The 19,453-nt window shown below is 60.9% G+C and carries 20 protein-coding genes; 16 read left to right on the top strand and 4 right to left on the bottom strand.

Going from position 1 to position 19,453, the window contains the following annotated elements; translation table 11 throughout:
- Positions 1-76 precede the first annotated feature (76 nt).
- Genes pgsA through EV286_RS18575 form a run of 3 tightly spaced genes read left to right on the top strand, consistent with a single transcriptional unit; the run spans position 77 to position 1,436 of the window.
- On the top strand, positions 77-664 hold the full coding sequence (gene pgsA / locus EV286_RS18585; RefSeq protein WP_132958655.1) for a CDP-diacylglycerol--glycerol-3-phosphate 3-phosphatidyltransferase: 588 nt from the start codon (positions 77-79) through the stop codon (positions 662-664).
- The gene (gene moaD / locus EV286_RS18580; RefSeq protein WP_132959032.1) at positions 664-918 is read left to right on the top strand and encodes a molybdopterin converting factor subunit 1; all 255 of its coding nucleotides are present in this window, start codon (positions 664-666) and stop codon (positions 916-918) included. The genes pgsA and moaD overlap by 1 nt, the downstream gene beginning before the upstream one ends.
- A gap of 32 nt (positions 919-950) precedes the next feature.
- Entirely contained in the window at positions 951-1,436 is a 486-nt protein-coding gene (locus EV286_RS18575; RefSeq protein ID WP_132958654.1) for a molybdenum cofactor biosynthesis protein MoaE, read from the top strand.
- Here the strand turns inward: EV286_RS18575 and EV286_RS18570 are convergent.
- Positions 1,426-2,322, bottom strand: a complete 897-nt coding sequence (locus EV286_RS18570) for a branched-chain amino acid ABC transporter permease (protein WP_132958653.1) — start codon at positions 2,320-2,322, stop codon at positions 1,426-1,428. The two genes, EV286_RS18575 and EV286_RS18570, sit on opposite strands and share 11 nt — an antisense overlap.
- A gap of 65 nt (positions 2,323-2,387) precedes the next feature.
- On the opposite strand from EV286_RS18570, the gene EV286_RS18565 reads away from it, so the two are divergent.
- Positions 2,388-2,939: a CGNR zinc finger domain-containing protein gene (locus EV286_RS18565; RefSeq protein WP_132958652.1), complete on the top strand. Its 552-nt coding sequence runs from the start codon at positions 2,388-2,390 to the stop codon at positions 2,937-2,939.
- A complete protein-coding gene (locus tag EV286_RS18560; protein ID WP_132958651.1) occupies positions 2,936-3,445 on the top strand; it encodes a hypothetical protein in 510 nt (169 codons plus the stop codon). Before EV286_RS18565 ends, EV286_RS18560 begins: the two co-directional genes overlap by 4 nt.
- 80 nt (positions 3,446-3,525) lie before the next feature.
- Here EV286_RS18560 and ndk read toward each other — a convergent pair whose 3' ends face one another.
- Positions 3,526-3,948: a nucleoside-diphosphate kinase gene (gene ndk, locus EV286_RS18555; RefSeq protein WP_132958650.1), complete on the bottom strand. Its 423-nt coding sequence runs from the start codon at positions 3,946-3,948 to the stop codon at positions 3,526-3,528.
- A 239-nt stretch (positions 3,949-4,187) separates the two neighbouring features.
- On the opposite strand from ndk, the gene EV286_RS18550 reads away from it, so the two are divergent.
- The 6 genes from EV286_RS18550 to EV286_RS18525 all read left to right on the top strand — a co-directional run bounded on the left by EV286_RS18550 (position 4,188) and on the right by EV286_RS18525 (position 10,530).
- A complete protein-coding gene (locus EV286_RS18550) occupies positions 4,188-4,700 on the top strand; it encodes a DinB family protein (protein WP_132958649.1) in 513 nt (170 codons plus the stop codon).
- A gap of 136 nt (positions 4,701-4,836) precedes the next feature.
- On the top strand, positions 4,837-5,883 hold the full coding sequence (locus EV286_RS18545; RefSeq protein ID WP_132958648.1) for a GGDEF domain-containing protein: 1,047 nt from the start codon (positions 4,837-4,839) through the stop codon (positions 5,881-5,883).
- 118 nt (positions 5,884-6,001) lie between these two features.
- A complete protein-coding gene (locus EV286_RS18540; RefSeq protein ID WP_132958647.1) occupies positions 6,002-7,885 on the top strand; it encodes an ABC-F family ATP-binding cassette domain-containing protein in 1,884 nt (627 codons plus the stop codon).
- Between the two features lie 85 nt (positions 7,886-7,970).
- On the top strand, positions 7,971-8,927 hold the full coding sequence (locus tag EV286_RS18535; protein ID WP_132958646.1) for an endonuclease/exonuclease/phosphatase family protein: 957 nt from the start codon (positions 7,971-7,973) through the stop codon (positions 8,925-8,927).
- Between the two features lie 83 nt (positions 8,928-9,010).
- A complete protein-coding gene (locus tag EV286_RS18530; RefSeq protein WP_132958645.1) occupies positions 9,011-9,937 on the top strand; it encodes a Gfo/Idh/MocA family oxidoreductase in 927 nt (308 codons plus the stop codon).
- A 44-nt stretch (positions 9,938-9,981) separates the two neighbouring features.
- Positions 9,982-10,530 carry a GrpB family protein gene (locus tag EV286_RS18525; RefSeq protein WP_132958644.1) on the top strand — a complete coding sequence of 183 codons (549 nt, stop codon included), beginning with the start codon at positions 9,982-9,984 and terminating at the stop codon, positions 10,528-10,530.
- Between the two features lie 17 nt (positions 10,531-10,547).
- Here the strand turns inward: EV286_RS18525 and EV286_RS18520 are convergent, their stop codons facing one another.
- Together EV286_RS18520 and EV286_RS18515 are read right to left on the bottom strand one after the other, a co-directional pair.
- Positions 10,548-10,997, bottom strand: a complete 450-nt coding sequence (locus tag EV286_RS18520) for a DNA polymerase III subunit chi (protein WP_132958643.1) — start codon at positions 10,995-10,997, stop codon at positions 10,548-10,550.
- A 20-nt stretch (positions 10,998-11,017) separates the two neighbouring features.
- Positions 11,018-12,511, bottom strand: coding sequence for a leucyl aminopeptidase (locus EV286_RS18515; RefSeq protein ID WP_132958642.1), 1,494 nt, complete (start codon positions 12,509-12,511; stop codon positions 11,018-11,020).
- Positions 12,512-12,734: 223 nt separating this feature from the next.
- On the opposite strand from EV286_RS18515, the gene EV286_RS18510 reads away from it, so the two are divergent.
- The 5 genes from EV286_RS18510 to EV286_RS18490 all read left to right on the top strand — a co-directional run bounded on the left by EV286_RS18510 (position 12,735) and on the right by EV286_RS18490 (position 19,449).
- Positions 12,735-13,517, top strand: a complete 783-nt coding sequence (locus tag EV286_RS18510) for a phosphatase PAP2 family protein (RefSeq protein WP_281041093.1) — start codon at positions 12,735-12,737, stop codon at positions 13,515-13,517.
- A gap of 101 nt (positions 13,518-13,618) precedes the next feature.
- Positions 13,619-14,797: an LPS export ABC transporter permease LptF gene (gene lptF, locus EV286_RS18505; protein WP_132958640.1), complete on the top strand. Its 1,179-nt coding sequence runs from the start codon at positions 13,619-13,621 to the stop codon at positions 14,795-14,797.
- A complete protein-coding gene (gene lptG / locus EV286_RS18500; protein WP_132958639.1) occupies positions 14,794-15,885 on the top strand; it encodes an LPS export ABC transporter permease LptG in 1,092 nt (363 codons plus the stop codon). The genes lptF and lptG overlap by 4 nt, the downstream gene beginning before the upstream one ends.
- Positions 15,886-18,258, top strand: coding sequence for an LPS-assembly protein LptD (locus EV286_RS18495; RefSeq protein ID WP_132958638.1), 2,373 nt, complete (start codon positions 15,886-15,888; stop codon positions 18,256-18,258).
- A 243-nt stretch (positions 18,259-18,501) separates the two neighbouring features.
- On the top strand, positions 18,502-19,449 hold the full coding sequence (locus EV286_RS18490; RefSeq protein ID WP_132958637.1) for a peptidylprolyl isomerase: 948 nt from the start codon (positions 18,502-18,504) through the stop codon (positions 19,447-19,449).
- Positions 19,450-19,453: the final 4 nt, after the last annotated feature.

The following is a 19,453-nucleotide window of genomic DNA, read 5'->3' as shown; positions in this document are numbered from 1 at the left end:
GCGAAAAAACAGAAACAATATTGACGGTGTCCGGTGGAAGCCGTCATCTACCCAGAGATTTCAGAGAAAAGAATCCATGGCTTCGCGCGCATACGGTATCCCCAACCTGCTGACCTATGGCCGCATTCTGGCGGTTCCGCTGATCGTCCTGTGCTTTTTCGTCGAAGGCAAACTGGCGAGTTCGGACTTTGCCCGGTGGGTGGCGCTGTGGATATTCATCATCGCCTCGCTGACGGATTTCCTCGACGGCTATCTTGCGCGCATCTGGAACCAGACCTCGAATATCGGGCGCATGCTGGATCCGATCGCCGACAAGCTGCTGGTCGCCTCCATCCTGCTGCTGGTTGCGGCGGACGGCACGATTGCCGGCTGGTCGCTCTGGGCTGCAATCATCATCCTCTGCCGCGAAATCCTGGTATCCGGCCTGCGCGAATATCTGGCAGCCCTCAAGGTCAGCGTGCCGGTGACGCGCATCGCCAAGTGGAAGACGACGGTGCAGATGGTGGCCATCGCCTTCCTGCTGGCGGGGCCTGCGGGCGATACGGTGGTGCCCTACACGACGCAAACGGGTATAGTGCTACTCTGGATCGCGGCGCTGCTGACGATCTACAGCGGCTACGACTATTTCCGTGCCGGCCTGAAGCATGTGGTGGATGAGGAATGATGACGAGGCTCGTCTATTTTGCCTGGGTGCGCGAACGCATCGGCAAGGCGGAAGAAGAGATCCGGCTTCCGCCGGCGGTCGTGACCGTTGGCGACCTCCTCGCACACCTGAAGACGCTCGGCGAAGAATATGAGGCGGCACTGCAGTTTCCCGAGGCTATCCGCGTGGCCATCAACCAGGAACATGTCGGGCACCGCGAGCCCCTCGCCGGCGCGCGCGAGATCGGCATATTCCCGCCGATGACCGGCGGCTGACGCGCGGAAGACCTTGCAGAGGATAGTGCCGCATGACCTCCGCCCCCACCATCCGCGTCCAGACACAGGATTTCGACCTACAGGCGGAGGTCGACCTTCTTTCGAAGAGTAGGCCGGAGATCGGTGCCGTCGTGACCTTCTCGGGCCTTTGCCGCGACGAGGGCGGGACGCTTTCCGCACTTGAGCTGGAGCACTATCCGGGCATGGCCGAAGCGGAGATGACCCGCATCGCCAGGATCGCCATCGAACGCTTCGACCTCCTCGGCCTCACGGCCATTCACCGCTACGGCAAGATCATGCCCGGCGAAAACATCGTGCTCGTCGTCGCTGCGGCCCCACACCGCCAGGCGGCATTCGACGGCGCCAATTTCGTCATGGACTTCCTCAAGACGTCCGCTCCCTTCTGGAAGAAGGAGCACGGCACCGATGGCAAGGCCGGAGACTGGGTCTCCGCAAAGGACGCGGACGATACCGCGCTCGGCAAGTGGGCCGAAGCCTCACGTTCCGTCACGGAATGACGCGCTCGCGCCGGCTCATGACCAGTAGCAGAACGAGCACCGAAAAGATCACCAGGTCACGCCAGAGAAGCGAGCCGTAAGCGCCCCAAAGCGTCTCGAAAAGGCCCAGCGCTGCCGCGCCGCCGGCCGATTTGAGTGGGTCGGAATAGCCGCCCACGGCCGCGATGATCAGCACTTTCAGGCCGAACATCAAGCCGGCGCCGAAATCCATCGTCCCGTAGTAGGAAGTCGCGAGAATGCCGCAGAAGGTAGCAACCGCGGTCGCCGCTCCATAGGCTACGAGAAACACCCGCCCGGCGCTTATCCCGCAGAGCTCGGCCGCACCGGCATCGTCAGTCACGGCACGCCACACCCTGCCCCAGCGGGTTCGTTTCAGCACAAAGGCACCCAGGCCGATCACGGCGCACATCAGCACCGTGTTGCCGAGCTGGATCTGTGTAAGCGTGACGTGAAAGCTGTCCACCGACCAGAAGACCACCGGAGCGTTGAGGAATGGCGGCAGCCAGATGGCGCGGGTGTTGGCTGCAAGCCGCGCCGTCTCCATGAGGACGATGGTCACTCCGAGCGCGGCAACGATCACCGCATTCGGCGTCGTGCCGGCAAGCGGCCGAATGATGACGCGGCCAATAAAGAGGCCGGCGGCGAGCGTATAGCCAATGGCGATCACGGCGCCCAGCGCGAATGCCGCCGGCAGGATGAGCCACAGGCGCGTGTAGCCGAAGTCGGTGAAAAGCAGCAACATCTGGCCGGAAAAGGCAAAGAGCGCGCCATAGGTGATGTCCGCCCGCTTCGTGACGCCGAAGGCGATCGAGTAACCGAAGGCCAGGGCAGCGTAGAGCGCAGCGAGTGGAACGGCGTTCGCCAGCTGCTGCAGAAAATAGCCCATAAACGCCCTCCCGATCATCAGAAATATAACTGGCAAAACTCATTTTACCAGTTATATTTTCTCCCATGACCTTTTCCTGGACCCCACACCGCTTTGCCGGCGGCGCGCTAGCCCTCGATGTCGCGAACAGCGTCATCCTGCGCCATGACGAGGAGCGGCGCATCGATCGTTTCGACGCGAGCGAACAGATGGAGAGCTTTGCCGCGGCGGCGAACGCCTTCTGCGCCGAACAGGCGCTTTTCGGTGACATTCAGCCGGTCCGGGAGGAGAATAGAGCGGGCTTCATCGCGCTGCGCGAGGCGATGGACGGATATTTCCGCGCCCGCACGCTTGGGGTCGAGACGGACGCGATGCTGGCGGAACTGCTGGCGGCGCTTGCCGAGACGCTGCGCGGGGCAACCTCCCCGAAGGGCCTCGACGCGGCAACCGTGCGCTCGGCGCTGCAGCTGATCGTCATGCCGGAAAAGGACCGCATGAAGATCTGTGGCAATTGCGGCTGGCTCTTTCTCGACCGCAGCAGGAACAGGAGCCGCACCTGGTGCGACATGGCCGTCTGCGGCAATCGCGCCAAGGCGAACCGGCACTATCGGCGCAGGAGGCAGGAGGAGGCATCATGAGAAGCAGAAATTTCGCCCTTGCGACCGTTGTGATGGCGGTCACGCTTGCAGGCTGCCAGCGACAGTCGGACGAGAAACTGGTGGAGCTTGCCGGGCGCATGTTCGTCTTCAACTATCGGGTAGCGACCGCAAACTACATGATCGTGTTGAAGAAGGTGGCGCCGATCCCCGAGGGGACCTTCGCCGTCGCGGAATTCCAGAACCCGAAGGGTGACGACCCGCTCGTCCTGCGCGAGAAGATCTACGCCCTCTCCGACAGGATCACATTGGCGAGCCCCTTCGTCCACTGCGTGCGCAAGGACCAGCCCTATGCAGTGTCCATCAGGCTCGTCGATAGCAGCGACAGGACGTTGCAGACAATCAAGACGGAGGTAACCTCCGACGTCGACCAGTCGGTGCTGCCGGCAAAGCCGCTGGTGCTCGGCCCGATCTATACGAAAAACCCGGAGGTCTTCCGTCCTGACGGCACGGCGGACTTCTCGCCGGAGGTCTGCCCCGCGACCTAGCCAAAACAAAAAGCCGGCGCGAGGGCGCCGGCTTTTCCGATTCAATTCAACGTCTTCGGCAGGGAAGCCGACAAATGGCCTCAGCCAACGATCTCGGTGTCGGAGAACCAGTACTTGATTTCCTGGGCAGCCGTTTCCGGAGCATCGGAGCCGTGAACGGAGTTTTCGCCGATCGAAAGCGCGTGGACCTTGCGGATCGTGCCTTCGTCAGCGTTCGCCGGGTTGGTCGCGCCCATGATTTCGCGGTTCTTGAGGATGGCGCCTTCGCCTTCGAGAACCTGGACGACGGTCGGGCCAGAGGTCATGCCTTCGACGAGCTCGCCGAAGAAGGGGCGCTCCTTATGGACGGCGTAGAAGCCTTCGGCTTCCCGCTTGCTCATCCATACGCGCTTGGAGGCGACGACGCGCAGGCCGGCATCTTCGAGCATCTTGGTGATGGCGCCCGTCAGATTGCGCTTCGTTGCATCCGGCTTGATCATCGAGAAGGTGCGTTCAATCGCCATGTCCATTGTCCTCTGTTTACTGAAAAGTGGGCGGTGTTTACCCGCCCCAAGGCCTGAAAACAAGGGGTGTCCGGCAATTTCACGCGGCTGTCACAGAGGCCAGCCACCGGTGCAAGTGGACACAGCAAGCACAAAGAGGCCCCTGCCTGGACCTCCGATCACGAAATTTCATGCGTTTCATACGCTACGTTTGAGCGCCCAGCAGATAAAGTGAGAGGCGCGTTGCGAGGGAGGGACACATGATCGAGCACTTCAGAATGTTTGCGCATTACAATCGCTGGGCCAACCGCCTGGTCTATGCCGCTGCCGGGGACCTCACCGACACCGAGTTCCGGGAGAACAGAGGCGCCTTCTTCGGCTCGCTGCAGCGGACGCTCAATCACCTGCTCGTCGCCGACCGCATCTGGCTTCACCGCTTCACGGGCGCCGGCCCCCTCCCGCCAAAGAACCTCGACGCGGTTCTCTTCGAAGACCTGCGACCACTTGCCGAGGCCCGCGCGGCGGAGGACCGGCGCATCATCGACTGGATCTATACGCTCGACGAGGAAGCGCTCTCGAAGAAGTTCACCTACACACCGATCAGCCGGCCGGTCGAGATCACCCAGCCGCTGGCTCCCGCCCTTTCGCATTTTTTCAATCACCAGGCCCATCATCGCGGCCAGTGTCACATGACGCTGACGGCGCTCGGCAAGCCCTCCCTCGTGCTCGATCTCGTCTATTTCCTTCGAGAGGAAGGAAAGGACTGGAATTAGCGTGCCCTTATTAACCGCATCGTCAGGTTCGCGTGCTATCTTGCCGCGAAATCAGTGGGTTCAGTGGCGATGCAGACGTCGACAGGCGCGCATCGCCGTGCCGGCGTTGATGCTGCCGGCCAATCGGGGAGAAGTCATGCAGAACGCAGCGCCGAACGCGCCAAAGGAGAACGGCAAGACGCCGGCAGGGGCGAGCGAGATCCAGAAGATCGCCCAGCACATGGCGCGTCTCAACGTGCCTTCCATTCCCCGCAATTACGAACTCTTCCACGAAGCTCTCTTCGCACCGAACGCGGAGCTTGCCCGCGAGATTGCAGCGCTCGGACCCCATCCTGGCCAGGCAATGCTCGACGAACTGGGGCTCAAGCACCGGCTTGTCACCCATTGCGGGCTGGTCACCGACAAATCGCAATCCGAGGCGGTGCAGGTGTTGCGCAATATCTCGGACCAGCTTGCCGACGGGCTGACCCAGAAGCAGACGTTCGTGCGCGCCGTCGAAAGCGTCGCGCACTCCATGGCCGAGGACCAAAACCAGAGCCTCGCAACCTTCGTGGCGGAGATGGAATTCCTGAACGCCTCGATAACGCAGCTCCTGCTTGCCGAAACCGAGCTCGCGTCAACGCTGCGGGAAGAGGCCGACAAACTCGACACGCTGGAAAAGGACGTTGCAGCGGTCCAGGCCGAGACACTTTCGGATCGCGTGACCGGGCTTCCGAACCGGATCGCCTTCACCAACCAGTTGATGTCGCTCTACGAGAGCCCAGATGGTTTTTCGAGCACCGCGATGATGCTGGTCGGCATCGACGATTTCGAGTCCTTCAACAAGAAGTTCGGCGGCCAGGTCTCGAGCCATATGCTGCGCAAACTCGGTGGCCTGTTCCGCAAGTCGATCAAGAAGAACGACTTCGTGGCGCGGCTGGAAGGCGATGCCTTCGCCTTCCTTTTCAGCAATGTCGGCACGCACGATGCCAAGGCGATCGCAGAACGCCTGCGCAGTTCCGTCAGTGACAGCCTGGTCTACGCCACGTCCGACAAGGCAGATCCCGGCAAGCTGACGATCTCGATCGGCGTGGTGATGAGCGCCGATGCTCATTCGCCGGGGCAGCTGCAATCGCGCGCCGAAGCCGCCCTTTCAGGCGCACGCAGCAACCGCCGCCAGCCGATCCAGTTCTTCGTGCGCTGATTTTCACGAAAGTGCCCGGACCCGTTTCACGGGCCGGGCGTGACCAAGCCGCCTGCGCCTGTGCGCGCCAACGTGCATGCTCTTGCCTTCGGCACGGACTTCGGCCAAAACCGCGGCCATGATCACCCTCAGCAACATATCCGTCCGCATCGCCGGCCGCCTTCTGATTGACCAGGCCAGCGTGGCACTCCCTGCGGGCACGAAGGCCGGCCTCGTCGGCCGAAACGGCGCCGGAAAATCGACGCTTTTCCGCCTGATCACCGGCGAATTGGCGCTGGAGAGCGGCTCCATTTCGATCCCGAAGAATGCGCGCATCGGCCAGGTCGCCCAGGAGGCACCGGGCACGGAAGAGCCGCTGCTCGAGATCGTGCTCAAGGCAGACAAGGAGCGGACCGCACTGATTGCCGAAGCGGAGACCGCAACCGACCCTCACCGGATCGCGGATATCCAGACGCGCCTTGCCGACATAGGCGCGCATTCGGCGGAAGCCCGCGCCGCGAGCATCCTTTCCGGCCTCGGCTTCGACCATGACGCACAGCGGCGCCCGGCCTCAAGCTTTTCCGGAGGCTGGCGGATGCGTGTCGCGCTCGCCGCCGTCCTCTTCTCCGAGCCCGACCTGCTGCTTCTCGACGAGCCGACGAACTATCTCGACCTCGAAGGCACGCTCTGGCTGGAGGAGTATATCCGGCGCTATCCGCATACGGTCATCATCATCAGCCACGACCGGGACCTGCTCAACACGGCGGTCAATGCAATCGTCCACCTGGATCAGCAGAAGCTTACATTCTATCGTGGCTCCTATGACCAATTCGAGCGCCAGCGCGCCGAAGCGATCGAGCTGCAGACGAAGGCGAAGGCGAAGAACGACGCGGCGCGCAAGCATCTTCAGAGCTTCATCGACCGCTTCAAGGCAAAGGCTTCCAAGGCGCGCCAGGCGCAGTCGCGCATCAAGGCCCTGGAACGCATGGGCACGGTCTCGGCGGTCATCGAAGATCATGTGCAGGGCTTCACATTCCCCGATCCGGAGAAGGAAGCGGCCTCCCCGATCATCGCAATCGAGAACGCCAGCGTCGGCTACACGGCGGGCAAGCCCATCCTGCAGCGCCTTTCGCTGCGCATCGATACCGACGACCGCATCGCCCTCCTCGGCTCGAACGGCAACGGCAAGTCGACCTTCGCCAAGCTTATCTCCGGCAAGCTGGAAGCGATGAGCGGTTCGGTCAAGACAGCCCCGGGGCTCAAGATCGGCTTCTTCGCCCAGCACCAGCTCGACGACCTCATTCCCGAGCAGAACGCAGTCGAGCACGTTCGCAGGCGCATGCCGGGCGCGCCGGAAGCGAAGGTGCGTGCCCGCGTGGCGCAGATGGGCCTTGCGACCGCCAAGATGGACACGCCCGCCAAGGACCTTTCCGGTGGGGAGAAGGCACGGCTGCTGATGGGGCTTGCAGCTTTCGACGCCCCGAACCTGCTGATCCTCGACGAGCCGACCAACCATCTCGACATCGACAGCCGCAATGCGTTGATCGAGGCGCTCAACGATTATACTGGTGCCGTCGTGCTCATCTCGCACGACCGGCATTTGATCGAGGCGACCGTCGACCGGCTATGGCTGGTCAAGGACGGTACCGTTTCCAACTATGACGGTGACCTCGAGGATTACCGAGACATCATCATCGCCTCCGGCAGGAAGAAGGACGAGAAGCAGCAGGCGTCCGATGAGCCGTCCTCGAAGGCCGACCAGCGCAGGCTGAATGCCGACAGGCGCGCCTCGCTGGCACCCTTGAGGAAAAAGATCAACGAAATCGAATCCTTGACGGGAAAGCTGGAGAAACAGATTCAGGTACTTGATGCCGAACTTGCTGATCCGGCGCTCTACGAGAAGGCACCGGCGAAGGCTGCCGAAAAAGCAAAGCAGCGCGGCGAAGCGGCCGCCAAGCTTGCAGCGGCCGAGGAACAGTGGCTGGAACTTTCGTCCGAATACGAAGAAGCGATGGCCAGTTGAGCCGCCGGCCCGTCACGACGGGTACGTTGCCCTGCATTGCAACCCTTGGTAACTTCCGAAAACGACAATCGGAAGGGGGGATGATATGTTTCACGGAAATGTTTCGCTCGAAATTGCACAAGGTCTCAAGACCCTGCAGGGCCGCATCGAAAAGGCCAAGATACCGGCCTCGAAGCTGGACGAAACACTGAACATTGCGACCTGGAACATCCGCGAACTGGGGAGGAGGAAGCGAAGCAAGGCGGCCATACACTATATCGCCGAGATCGTCGGCCAGTTCGACCTGGTCGCGATAGTCGAACTGCGTGACAACCTCGGTGATCTCCAACAGATTCTTCCGATTCTGGGACCCTATTGGGATGCTGTCTACTCGGATGCAATTCTCGATTTCGGAGGCAACCGCGAGCGCGTCTGCTACATTTTCGACCGGCGGGCAGTCATGTTCAACGGACTCGCTGCAGAAGCAAGCCCACCCCGCAAGAAGCGGGGGACGGAATATCTTCCAGAGACGAGCTGGTGGCGGGCACCCTATGTCGCCTCCTTCAAGTCCGGCAACTTCGACTTCCTGGCATTCACAACTCATGTTCGCTGGGGAGACGATGACGGCAAGCGCGAAGAGGAAATCCGGGGCCTGGCAAACTGGATCGATGCCAAGATGAACGAACCCAACGGGGAGGACAAGGACATCATCGTGATGGGTGACTTCAATATCCCCAGCCGCAGCGACCCGATGTTCAAGGCCCTGACGTCGCGGGGGTTGAAATTGCCGGCAGCGCTTATCGCCGATGAATTCGGTAGCAACCTTGCGCGCGACAAGCGCTATGACCAGATTCTGCACTCGCCGCGCATTCCCGATAATTTCGCCAATGCCGGCGGCGTCCTGGACTTCTACTGTGGCGACCACAAGCCATTGTTTGCCGGTCTAAGCAAGGCGGAGTTCACCTATCAGCTGTCGGACCATCTGCCGTTGTGGATGCAGGTCAAGACCGACATAGATGGCTTTGTCCTGGACCAGATCATTCAGAGGAAACGTGATAGGTAGGCGGTTGCCCGGTCGCCCAATTCTGGTAAAACGGGCCGCAATAAATCATACTTTTCGAACAACGCACCAACGCGAGCACTCCCATGTCAGCCATCAACCTTGCAATCGTCGGCGTCGGCAAGATCGTCCGCGACCAGCACCTCCCCTCCATCGCCAAGAACCCGGATTTCAATCTCGTGGCGACGGCGAGCCGGCATGGCACTGTCGAGGGAATTGCGGCCTACAAGTCGATCGACGAGATGCTCGATGCGGAACCTTCGATCGATGCCGTCTCGCTCTGCATGCCGCCGCAGTACCGCTATGAAGCGGCCTACAAGGCGCTCGCCGCCGGAAAACACGTCTTCCTGGAAAAGCCGCCTGGCGCGACGCTGAGCGAAGTTGCCGACCTGGAAGCGCTCGCCGCCAAGCAGGGCGCCTCGCTGTTTGCCAGCTGGCATTCACGCTATGCGCCGGCGGTCGAGGCTACGAAAGCCTTCCTCGCCTCGACGAAGATCAACAGCGTCCACGTCATCTGGAAGGAGGATGTCCGCCACTGGCATCCGAACCAGGAATGGATCTGGCAGGCGGGTGGCCTCGGCGTCTTCGATCCGGGCATCAACGCGCTGTCGATCGTCACGCACATCCTGCCGAAGGCGATCTTCCTGACCGGTGGTACGCTCGAATTTCCTGAGAACCGCGATTCGCCGATCGCGGCGGACCTGCACTTCCGCAACGTCGACTATGTTCCCGTGCATGCGGAATTCGACTGGCGCCAGACCGGCAAGCAGAGCTGGGACATCATCGCCGAGACCGAGACCGGACAGATGATTCTTTCCGAAGGCGGCGCGAAGCTTTCGATCAACGGCGAGCTGAAGTTCTCGGAGCCCGAGCAGGAATATCCTTCGCTCTACAAGCGCTTTGCCGAGATCATCAAGGCCGGCACGTCCGATGTCGACCTTTCGCCGCTTCGCCACGTTGCCGACGCCTTCATGCTCGGCAAGCGCAAGTTCGTCGACGCCTTCTACGATTGAGAAATTGCGGGCATCATCCGGCATGACCACCTCAGGAGGGTTGCATGGAGGATGATGCCTCGTTCGGATTGGGCCTCAAGCACAAGTCCGTCCGGCTCGCCGAGCCGAACGACCGCTGGCGCGAAGCCTTCAGCCGCGAGGAAATTGCGATCAGGCAGGTGCTGGGCACGATCGCACTTGACGTCCAGCATTTCGGAAGCACCGCCATTCCCGCGATCAGGGCGAAGCCGATCATCGACATCCTCGTCGGCGTCAGGCACTTCGACGACGGACTGGCCTGCGTCGCCCCGCTGGGGGCAATCGGCTACGATTATGCGGGGAGCGACATCGTTCCCGGCGACCATATCTTCGGCCGGGGCATCAAGGGCGAGACGCGGACGCATCTCGTCCACATCGTCGAACACGGCGGCTTCCACTGGCAGCGGAATATCCTGTTTCGCGACCGATTGCGCAATGACCCTTCGCTTGCGCGATCCTACGAGGAACTGAAGATCCAGCTCGCGCAGGCGCACGTGAATGATCGCGCCGCCTATACCGAGGCAAAGAAGGCGTTCATCGACAAGGTGGTGATGCAGGAAGATGCATCGCGATGAAAATGTGAGGGCCTGGCTCAGGCCTTCTTTTCCCAACGCCCTTCGCCGGATTGCTGCCAGTAGGTGAGGTTGTGCCCCTCGCCTTTCAGCTTCTTCCATTGGGCGCGCGCCGCCTCCAACTGCTCCTGGTCGTAACCATCGAACATGAAGACGACGCGAGCGTAGCCTTCGACCCCCGACGCATCGGCACCGTCCACGAAAAAGCGGACGGTGGCGTCATTGGCATTGTCGGCAGACGTGGTCAGCAGGACCGGTTGGCTCGCCGCCATGTCGCCCTCGTCCGTGCCGTGCGGCAGGAAGCTGTCTTCCCGAAACGTCCAGAGGTGCGCGTCGAGCAGGTCGCGGCGCGCGGCCTCCTTCGCCTGGACGACGACGCGCCAGCCGCGCTCGACGCTCTTGTCGAGAAGCGGCGGGAGCGCATCCTCCAGCTTGGATTCAGTCAGATGATAGAACAGAACCTCGGTCAAGGCAGGCGGTTATCCCTCGCTTACGATTCGTAGTTGGTGCGCACGAGTTCATCGAGCAGGCGCACGCCGAAACCGGAGCCCCACGACTGGTTGATATCGTTCAGCGGCGAACCCATCGCCGTTCCCGCGATATCGAGATGCGCCCAAGGCGTGTCCTGGACGAAACGCTTGAGGAAATGCGCAGCGGTGATCGATCCGGCCTGGCGCCCGCCGGTATTCTTCATGTCGGCGAACTTGCTGTCGATCATCTTGTCATATTCCTTGCCGAGCGGCATGCGCCAGACCTTTTCCTCCGTGGCGAGCCCGGCTGTCGTCAAGCGCTCCGCGAGTGCATCGTCGTTGGAGAACAGGCCGGCGTGGCTGTTGCCGAGGGCGACGATGATCGCGCCGGTGAGTGTGGCGAGATTGATCATGAACTGCGGCTTGAAGCGATCGTTGCAATACCAGAGGGCATCGCCGAGCACGAGGCGCCCCTCGGCATCCGTGTTGATCACCTCGATCGTCTGGCCCGACATCGAGGTGACGATATCACCGGGACGCTGCGCGTTCCCGTCCGGCATGTTCTCGACGAGGCCGATGATGCCGACGGCGTTGACACTCGCCTTGCGGGCGGCCAGCACGTGCATGAGGCCAGTCACGGCCGCTGCACCACCCATATCACCCTTCATGTCTTCCATGCCGGCGGCCGGCTTGATGGAAATGCCGCCCGTGTCAAAGACAACTCCCTTGCCGACGAAGGCGACCGGCTTTTCCTTCGCCTTGCCGCCCTTCCACTGCATGACAACCAGACGCGGAGGACGCGCCGAGCCCTGCGCCACACCGAGAAGCGCGCCCATGCCAAGCCGCCGCATTTCGCGTTCGGTCAGCACTTCCACCTCGACGCCGAGCTTTTCCAGTTCCTTCGCCTTGGCGGCGAATTCGACGGGACCCAGCACGTTCGCCGGCTCGTTGACGAGGTCGCGAGCCAGATTCACGCCCGTGGCGACGGCCTCGGAAACCGCAAAGAACTTCTTGGCCGCAGCGGCCTCGGCGGTGACGATCGTCACCTTCACATGCTTCGTCTTGGTCTGGTCGTCGTCGTCACTCTTCTTCGTCTTGTAGGTATCGAAGCTGTAGGCGCGCAGCAGAAGTCCAAGCGCGAAGTCGGCCGCCGCCTTGCCGTCAACCTCCACGCCGGGCGCGTCGACGAAGATAGTCACCTTGTCAGTGTCCCTGATCTTCGCCGTGGCGGCACCGCCCGCTTTCAGCCAGTCCTGCGTCGTGATTTCCGCAGCCTTTCCAAGGCCGAGCACAACGATACGGTCGACGGGAGAACCCTCCGGCGCAATGATATCCAGGGTCTTGCGGGCCTTGCCGGAAAACTGGGCGATCTTTGCAGCCTTGGCGAAAACATTTGCGGGATCGGCAGCTTCGGCTCCGGCGGGCAATTCGCTTCCGGAGGCCTTCAGCAGGATGGCCAGGCCGGCGCTCAGCCGAACCGACTTGGAAAATGAAACTTCGAACTTGGCTGACATCTTATCTCCATTGACATGCGGCAATATCCGGTCTGGCCGCAATCATTCCGGGTTCGAAGAATGAATACAAGCTTCCGGGGAGCGTTTCCCGGACAAAAGAAGGTGTACAGGGCCGACCGCCCGCCCCTCTTCAAAGAGAGGGAAAATAGTGCAATACGCGGAGCGAAGTCGGCCACCGGCAAGGTGATCGTTCTTGTTCGCCCTGCCTACAGGAATTCGTTCGTTGACAATAGTGTTCCGCAACCAAGAGCGCATGGCAAGCAAGAGGTGGCTTCGGCTACCGACAACGGCCGGCGGTGCATTCCTCCTTCTGTTCTGGACGTGGTGGGCCCTGCTCGGCCTCTTCGCCGCCTTTCCGCAGATCGACATCTTCGTCTCCCGGCTTTTCTTCCTGACCTCCGCGTGCCCGCCATCGGCGGGCCTGGGCCAGGTGTGCGGCGTCTTTCCCTACAGCAGCCAACCGATCTTCATCCTCATAAGGAAGATCTTCTTCGAGTTGCCGAACGTGACGGCACTCCTCCTGCTCTGCATGCTGTTCGTCTCCTATCAACAGCACGGCGCAACCTTCAAACCGATCAGGGCGAGAAACCTGAAGGTCGCGCTTGCCGCGCTCATCATCGGCCCGGGCCTCATCTCGAACATCATTCTCAAGCAATATTCCGGACGGCCGCGCCCTTACGAAACGGACATTTTCGGCGGCCACCTCCACTTCGTTCCGGCCGGCTCCTTCGCCGGCAAGTGTCTTAGCAACTGTTCCTTCATTTCCGGGGAAGCAGCCTCCGCGGGGTGGCTCTTTTGCCTCATCCTGATCCTTCCGCAGCCGGCAAGAACGGCTCTCGCGCTACCCCTTGCGGCTATCTCGCTCCTCATGCCGGCGCTCAGGGTCTCCTTCGGAGGCCATTATCTTTCGGACGTCGTGCTGGGCTGGCTGTCGTCGCTGGTTGTGTTCGTCGCATTGCTTTCGCTATCGCAAAGATCACACCCTCAAAAAAAATCCGGAATTTAGTTTAATTTTCGCCGGGCGCTTGTCGCAATAATCCCGCAAACGGCGTAGATGAAACTTTCCTCGGGGCGGCGTGCTACTGCGGATCGGACACTCAGAGCTGCATGAAGATACTCGAGACATATATCCTGCGACGCGTCGGACAGATGTTCCTTGTCGCACTTCTGCCCGTCCTCGCGATTATCTGGACGACGCAGGTGCTGGCTCGAATCAATCTCGTGACCGACAGCGGCCAGTCGATCGGCTCCTTCGCAAAGCTCGCAACCTTCATCCTGCCGTCGATCATTCCGATTGTACTGCCTTTCGCGCTGACGATCGGCATCACCCAGACGCTGACGGCGATGAACAACGATTCGGAGCTGACCGTCATCGATGCAGCCGGCGCGGACCGCGGCACGATCATTCGGCCCATCATGCTCCTGGCGGCCGTCATCAGTGTCTTCTCGTTCCTCGTCGACAACATCGTCGAGCCGAGGGCCAAGACCGAAGCTCGCCAGATGATCGCCGCGGCATATGCGGATCTCCTCTCCTCGGTCATCGAGGAGAAGACCTTCCGCAAGATCGAAGACGGGCTGTATGTCCAGATTTCCGAACGTCTCTCAGGCCGCATTCTCAAGGGCCTTTTCGTCGTCGATGAGCGCGATCCCGCATTTGAGCTCATCTATTACGCTCGCGAAGGAGCGGTCGACGAGAACGGCAATTCGCTGATCATGAAGGATGGCGAGGTTCATCGGAAAGCAGCGAACGGCGATGTTTCTGTCATCAAGTTCGATTCGTACTCCTTCGATCTTTCCGACCTCACGCAGAGCCGCGGCCAGGCGACCTTGCGCGCCAGCGACCGCGACCTGGCCTTCCTCCTTCACCCTGATACGAAGGATCCGGATTACGTCTACAAGCCGAGAAGCTATGTCGCGGAGTTGCACCGGCGGCTCACGGACTGGCTGCTGCCGATCGTCTTCGCCCTGATCTCCCTCGTCGCAGCAGGCGATGCGCGGTCTCACCGCGAGGCACGGCTGCATCCGATGGTCGTTGCGCTGGCGCTCGCCTTCGCGCTGCGCTGGGCCGCCTTCTACGCAGCCAACCAGATCGAGACGACGACGAGTTTCATTCCGGTGCTCTATGCGGTTCCGCTCGTCAGCGGCGGCATCGCGGCGCTTCTTCTCAAGCGCAACCGGAGAATCACCATGCCCGCGGCGATCCGCGGCCGGGTCGGCGACTTCTGGCAACGGCTGCAGGAGCGATACTCCACCGCCGACGACAGCTCGGCCGGAGGCAGTGCATGATCTTCAACACCCTCGGCCGCTACTTCTTCATGCGGTACGTGGTCACTACCTTCTGGTTCTTCCTAGGGGTGGCCGCCATCACATTCCTCGTCGACTTCAGCGAAACGGCGGGTCGCATGACCGGGCTTCCCGGCTATACGGTCACGGGAGGCCTGCTGTTGACGGCTTCGCGCCTGCCCTTGATCCTGCAGCAGACGGTTCCATTCATCGCCCTCTTTGCAGGCATGACCGTCCTCATCGGCCTCAACCGCCGATACGAACTGGTCGTGACCCGCTCGGCCGGGATTTCGGTATGGCAGTTCATGACGCCATTTGCCGTCGGCGCCTTCCTTCTCGGTCTCATGACCATGACGGTGCTCAATCCGCTGGCCGCCTGGGGACAAAGACAGGCGCTGCAACTCGAGTCCGGCTGGAAGGGCGAAAAGGCTGCATCCGCGAACAATTCGCAGTCGGTCCCGTGGATCCGGCAGATCAGCGGCGACGACGATGTCATCATCGGCGCCAAGTCGATTCTCGAGAACGGAACGCTGCTAGCAAACGCCGTATTCGTCCACTTCGATTCTGGCGGGCGGGTCACTCTGAGACAGGATGCCGCCTCGGCAAAGTTGGAAGATGGTTACTGGCAGCTTAACGATGTCAACGAGCGTCGCCCCGGCGAGGTCGCTACCCGTAAGGATAATGCACAGGTTAGTACCAATCTGACACGCGACTTCGTTCGCGAGCGGCTGACACAGCCTGAAACCATTGGCTTTTTCGATCTTTCCAAGCGAATCGAGATCGCGAAATCATACGGCGTGCCCACAAAGGCGCTGGAGACACAGTTCCACGCTCTTTTGGCCCAGCCGTTGCTGCTCGTGGCGATGACGCTCATTGCTGCAACAGTGTCCCTTAAATTCAGTAGATTCAACCAGTCACGCTCGGTGATTCTGGGTGGAATCCTCTCCGGCTTCGTGCTTTATGTTGTCACCGTGCTCGTAAAAGCATTTGGAAGCAGTGGAGTAGTTCCCCCCTTTGTGGCGACCTGGATTCCCGTGGTCGTCGCCCTGGCTCTCGGAGCGACGATACTGCTTCATCAGGAGGATGGCTAAGTGGCGGTAGGCGACCGCAAGAATACCGGTAGACACGTGGTTGCCCTGCTCATGGGCATTTCCATGTGCTCGTATACGGCAAGCGTACCTGCTGCTTTCGCGCAGCAGGGCAGTATAGGCATGCCTTCCCTGGAGCCGAAAATTTCCGAAGACGCCAAGCTGATGCTTTCGGCAAACCAGCTGCTCTACAACCGCGACACGGAGATCGTTTCGGCTGAAGGCGGGGTCCAGATAAACTACGCGGGCTACAAGATGGTGGCCCAGAAGGTGGAGTATAACCAGAAGACCGGTCGCATGATGGCGAGCGGCAACATCGAGCTCGTGGGTCCCGACGGCAACCGCATGTATGCCGACTCACTCGATGTCACGGACAATTTCGCCGAGGGTTTCGTCAATTCACTGCGAATCGAGACGGCGGACAACACGCGTCTTACGGCCGAAACCGGCGAACGCGTCAGCGGCACCCAGATGATCCTTCACAAGGGCGTCTATACCGCGTGTCTGCCCTGCACCGAGAATCCGGAGCATCCGCCTTTCTGGCAGGTCAAGGCTGAGCGCGTCGTGCAGAACGGCGAGACGCATACGATTCGCCTTGAGAAGGCGCGCTTTCAGCTGCTCGGCCAGTCATTGGCCTACGTTCCTTTCCTCGAGGTGCCTGATAACACGGTAAGGCGGAAATCCGGCTTCCTGTTTCCGACCTTCAGCACGTCGCAGAATCTCGGCTTCGGGCTGAGCGTTCCCTATTACTACGTCATCTCGCCCAGCATGGATGCGACCATCACGGGAACCGGCTACACCAGCCAGGGTTTCATGCTGGAAGGCGAGTTCCGTCAGCGCTTCGAAAACGGCACGCATATCCTGCGGGCCGCCGGCATCGACCAGGCTCAGCCGGATCTCTTCACGCCGAATACAAGCGACGCGGAGCACAAAGCCCGCGGCATGATCAACTCCAAGGCAGATTTCCAGATCAACCCCCGTTGGGCGTTTGGCTGGGATGTCATGGTGCAGAGCGATAATAATTTTTCGCGCACCTATGAGTTGCGGGGGCTCAACCAGTCGACCCATACCAATCAGGTCTATTTGACTGGCCTCGGCAAGCGCAACTATTTCGACATGCGTTCCTTCTACTTCGATGTGCAGGATGCTGATGATACCAGCGTGTCCGAGAAGAAGCAGGCGATCGTCTATCCCGTCATAGACTATCATTGGGTATCACCCGAATCTGTCGCAGGCGGGGAGCTGTCGGCCGACGTCAACTTTACCAATCTTTCGCGCACTCACGAAGACATCTACAACACGGTCAATGGAATTCCCGTCCAGGACCGCTTCCGCGGTTTGCCCGGGCAGACGTCCCGCTTGACCGGCGAACTGCAGTGGCAGCGCACTTTTACGGACGACAGCGGTCTGCTCTTCACGCCATTGCTTGCAGCGCGCGGCGATGGGCTTGCGCTCAACATGGACAGTGCAAATTCGTTCGGTCCGACATTTATCTACGACGGCAACTATGACGATGCCGGTGCCGCTGCACGCGGCATGGTCACCGCTGGCCTCGAACTGCGCTACCCGATCCTGGCGACGACGAACAACAGCAGCCACGTCTTCGAACCGATCGCCCAGCTCTATGTCCGCCCCGACGAACCGCTCGCCGGTCGCCTGCCAAACGAGGATGCGCAGAGCTTCGTTTTCGACGCGACGTCGCTCTTCGATCGCGACAAATTCTCGGGCTATGACCGCATCGAAGGCGGAACGCGCGCCAACCTCGGCATCCGCTATACCGGCACCTTCGACAGCGGCTACAAGCTCTCGGGCCTATTCGGCCAGTCATACCAGATTGCCGGACAGAACTCCTTCGCCAGGCCCGACCTTGTAAATGTGGGTGCCGAATCTGGCCTGGAGACCAGCCGTTCCGACTACGTGGGCATGGGCTCGGTCACGACGCCGCAGGGCGTTTCGCTGACTGGATCCTACCGGCTCGACGAAACGGACTTTTCGTTCCGCCGAGGAGACGCGAGCGCCGGCTACCAGAACGACCGGTTCAGCACATCGCTGGTCTACACCCATATCGCTGCCCAACCCGACTACGGCTCGCCGGTGCCCAATGACGAACTCCAGAGCTTCGCTTCACTGAAGTTCAAGGAATACTGGTCCGTCTTCGGCGGCGTCGCCTATGACCTCAACAACAGTTCGGTCAGCCGCCAGTCCATTGGCCTATCCTACGAAGACGAATGCACGATCTTCACGATCGCCTACAGCGAGAGACGCGACACCGTGAACGAGACGGCGAGCGACTGGTCAGTCGGCGCAAAGCTGACCTTCCGGACCCTGGGCGACATCAATCTGGGTTATGGCGGAGACGAGGGCTTGCCTAACTGACAAGAATAGGGTCGCGCGCTTGCGCGACCTTTCTTGGTTGGTGTTCCCACGGTCTCTTTCTGTCTGCCACGCCGAAGGTTTCGACTGTCATTGTTTTGCCTCAAGGATTGTGCAAAAGACAGTCTCTGCGGTAGATGTTAGGCAAGTTGGGCGCCGCATATTGCGATCGGCGGCCGGATGCACTTGCGAAGAGCTATGTTCACCAGGGTCGGGCGACATTGCACGAATGGGAAGGGGTAATTGATGCTTTCTGGTAGGTCAGCGATGCGGGCACTCGTTGCCGGTGCCGCCGCTTTAGCCTTTACGGCCGTGGTCGAACCGCTTGGTAGTACGGCGTATGCGGCAAGCGAGGTCAAGGCCGTCGTCAACAATGTTGCGATTACGAGCGGCGACGTGGCAAAGCGCGCGGCCTTCCTGCGGCTCCAGCACCAGAAGGCCGATGCCAAGACCGCCGAAGAGCAGCTCATTGATGAGACGCTCAAGCGCCAGGAGATTTCGCGCCTGCACATGTCCGTCAGCACCCAGGACGTAGATGCGGCCTACGCGCGCTTCGCGCAGAACAACAAGATGACCACGGAGCAGCTCAACAAGATTCTCGATCAGTCGGGCGTCACGCCGGACCATTTCAAGAACTATATCGCCGTCTCGATGAGCTGGCCGCGCGCGGTCAATGCGCGCTACGGCTCGGCGAACCGGCTCACTAGCGCTCAGCTCGTCGAGCGCATGAACCAGAACAAGGAGAAGCCGGTCACGACCGAGTATATCCTGCAGCAGGTCATCTTTGTCATTCCTGCCGCGAAGAAGAATGCCATCACGGCAAAGCGCAAGGCCGAGGCCGAGGCATCTCGAGCGAAGTATCCCGGTTGCGACCAAGCAAAGGTGTTTGCCGCGACAATGCGTGACGTGTCCATACGCGAACTTGGCCGCGTACTCGCTCCGGAGCTGCCGAGCGACTGGAAGGATCTCGTGCTCAGCGCGAAGGGAACGACGACCGGCACGCGCGTCACTGACCGGGGCGTGGAATATCTCGCCATCTGCAAGCAGCGCCAGGTGAATGACGACGTTGCCGCCGAGATGGTCTTCCGCGAGGAGGACCTTGGCAAGGAGAAGGGCAAGGCCGAACAGGGCAATCCGAACTCGGCGAAATATATCGAGGACCTGCGCAAGAAGGCGCAGATCCTTTACCGCTGATTCC

Source organism: Rhizobium sp. BK251 (assembly GCF_004345245.1).
In the GTDB taxonomy this organism is placed as follows: Bacteria; Pseudomonadota; Alphaproteobacteria; order Rhizobiales; family Rhizobiaceae; genus Rhizobium.
The sequence above is the reverse complement of the archived record's forward strand: the minus strand, read 5'-3'. Positions and strand labels throughout refer to the sequence as shown.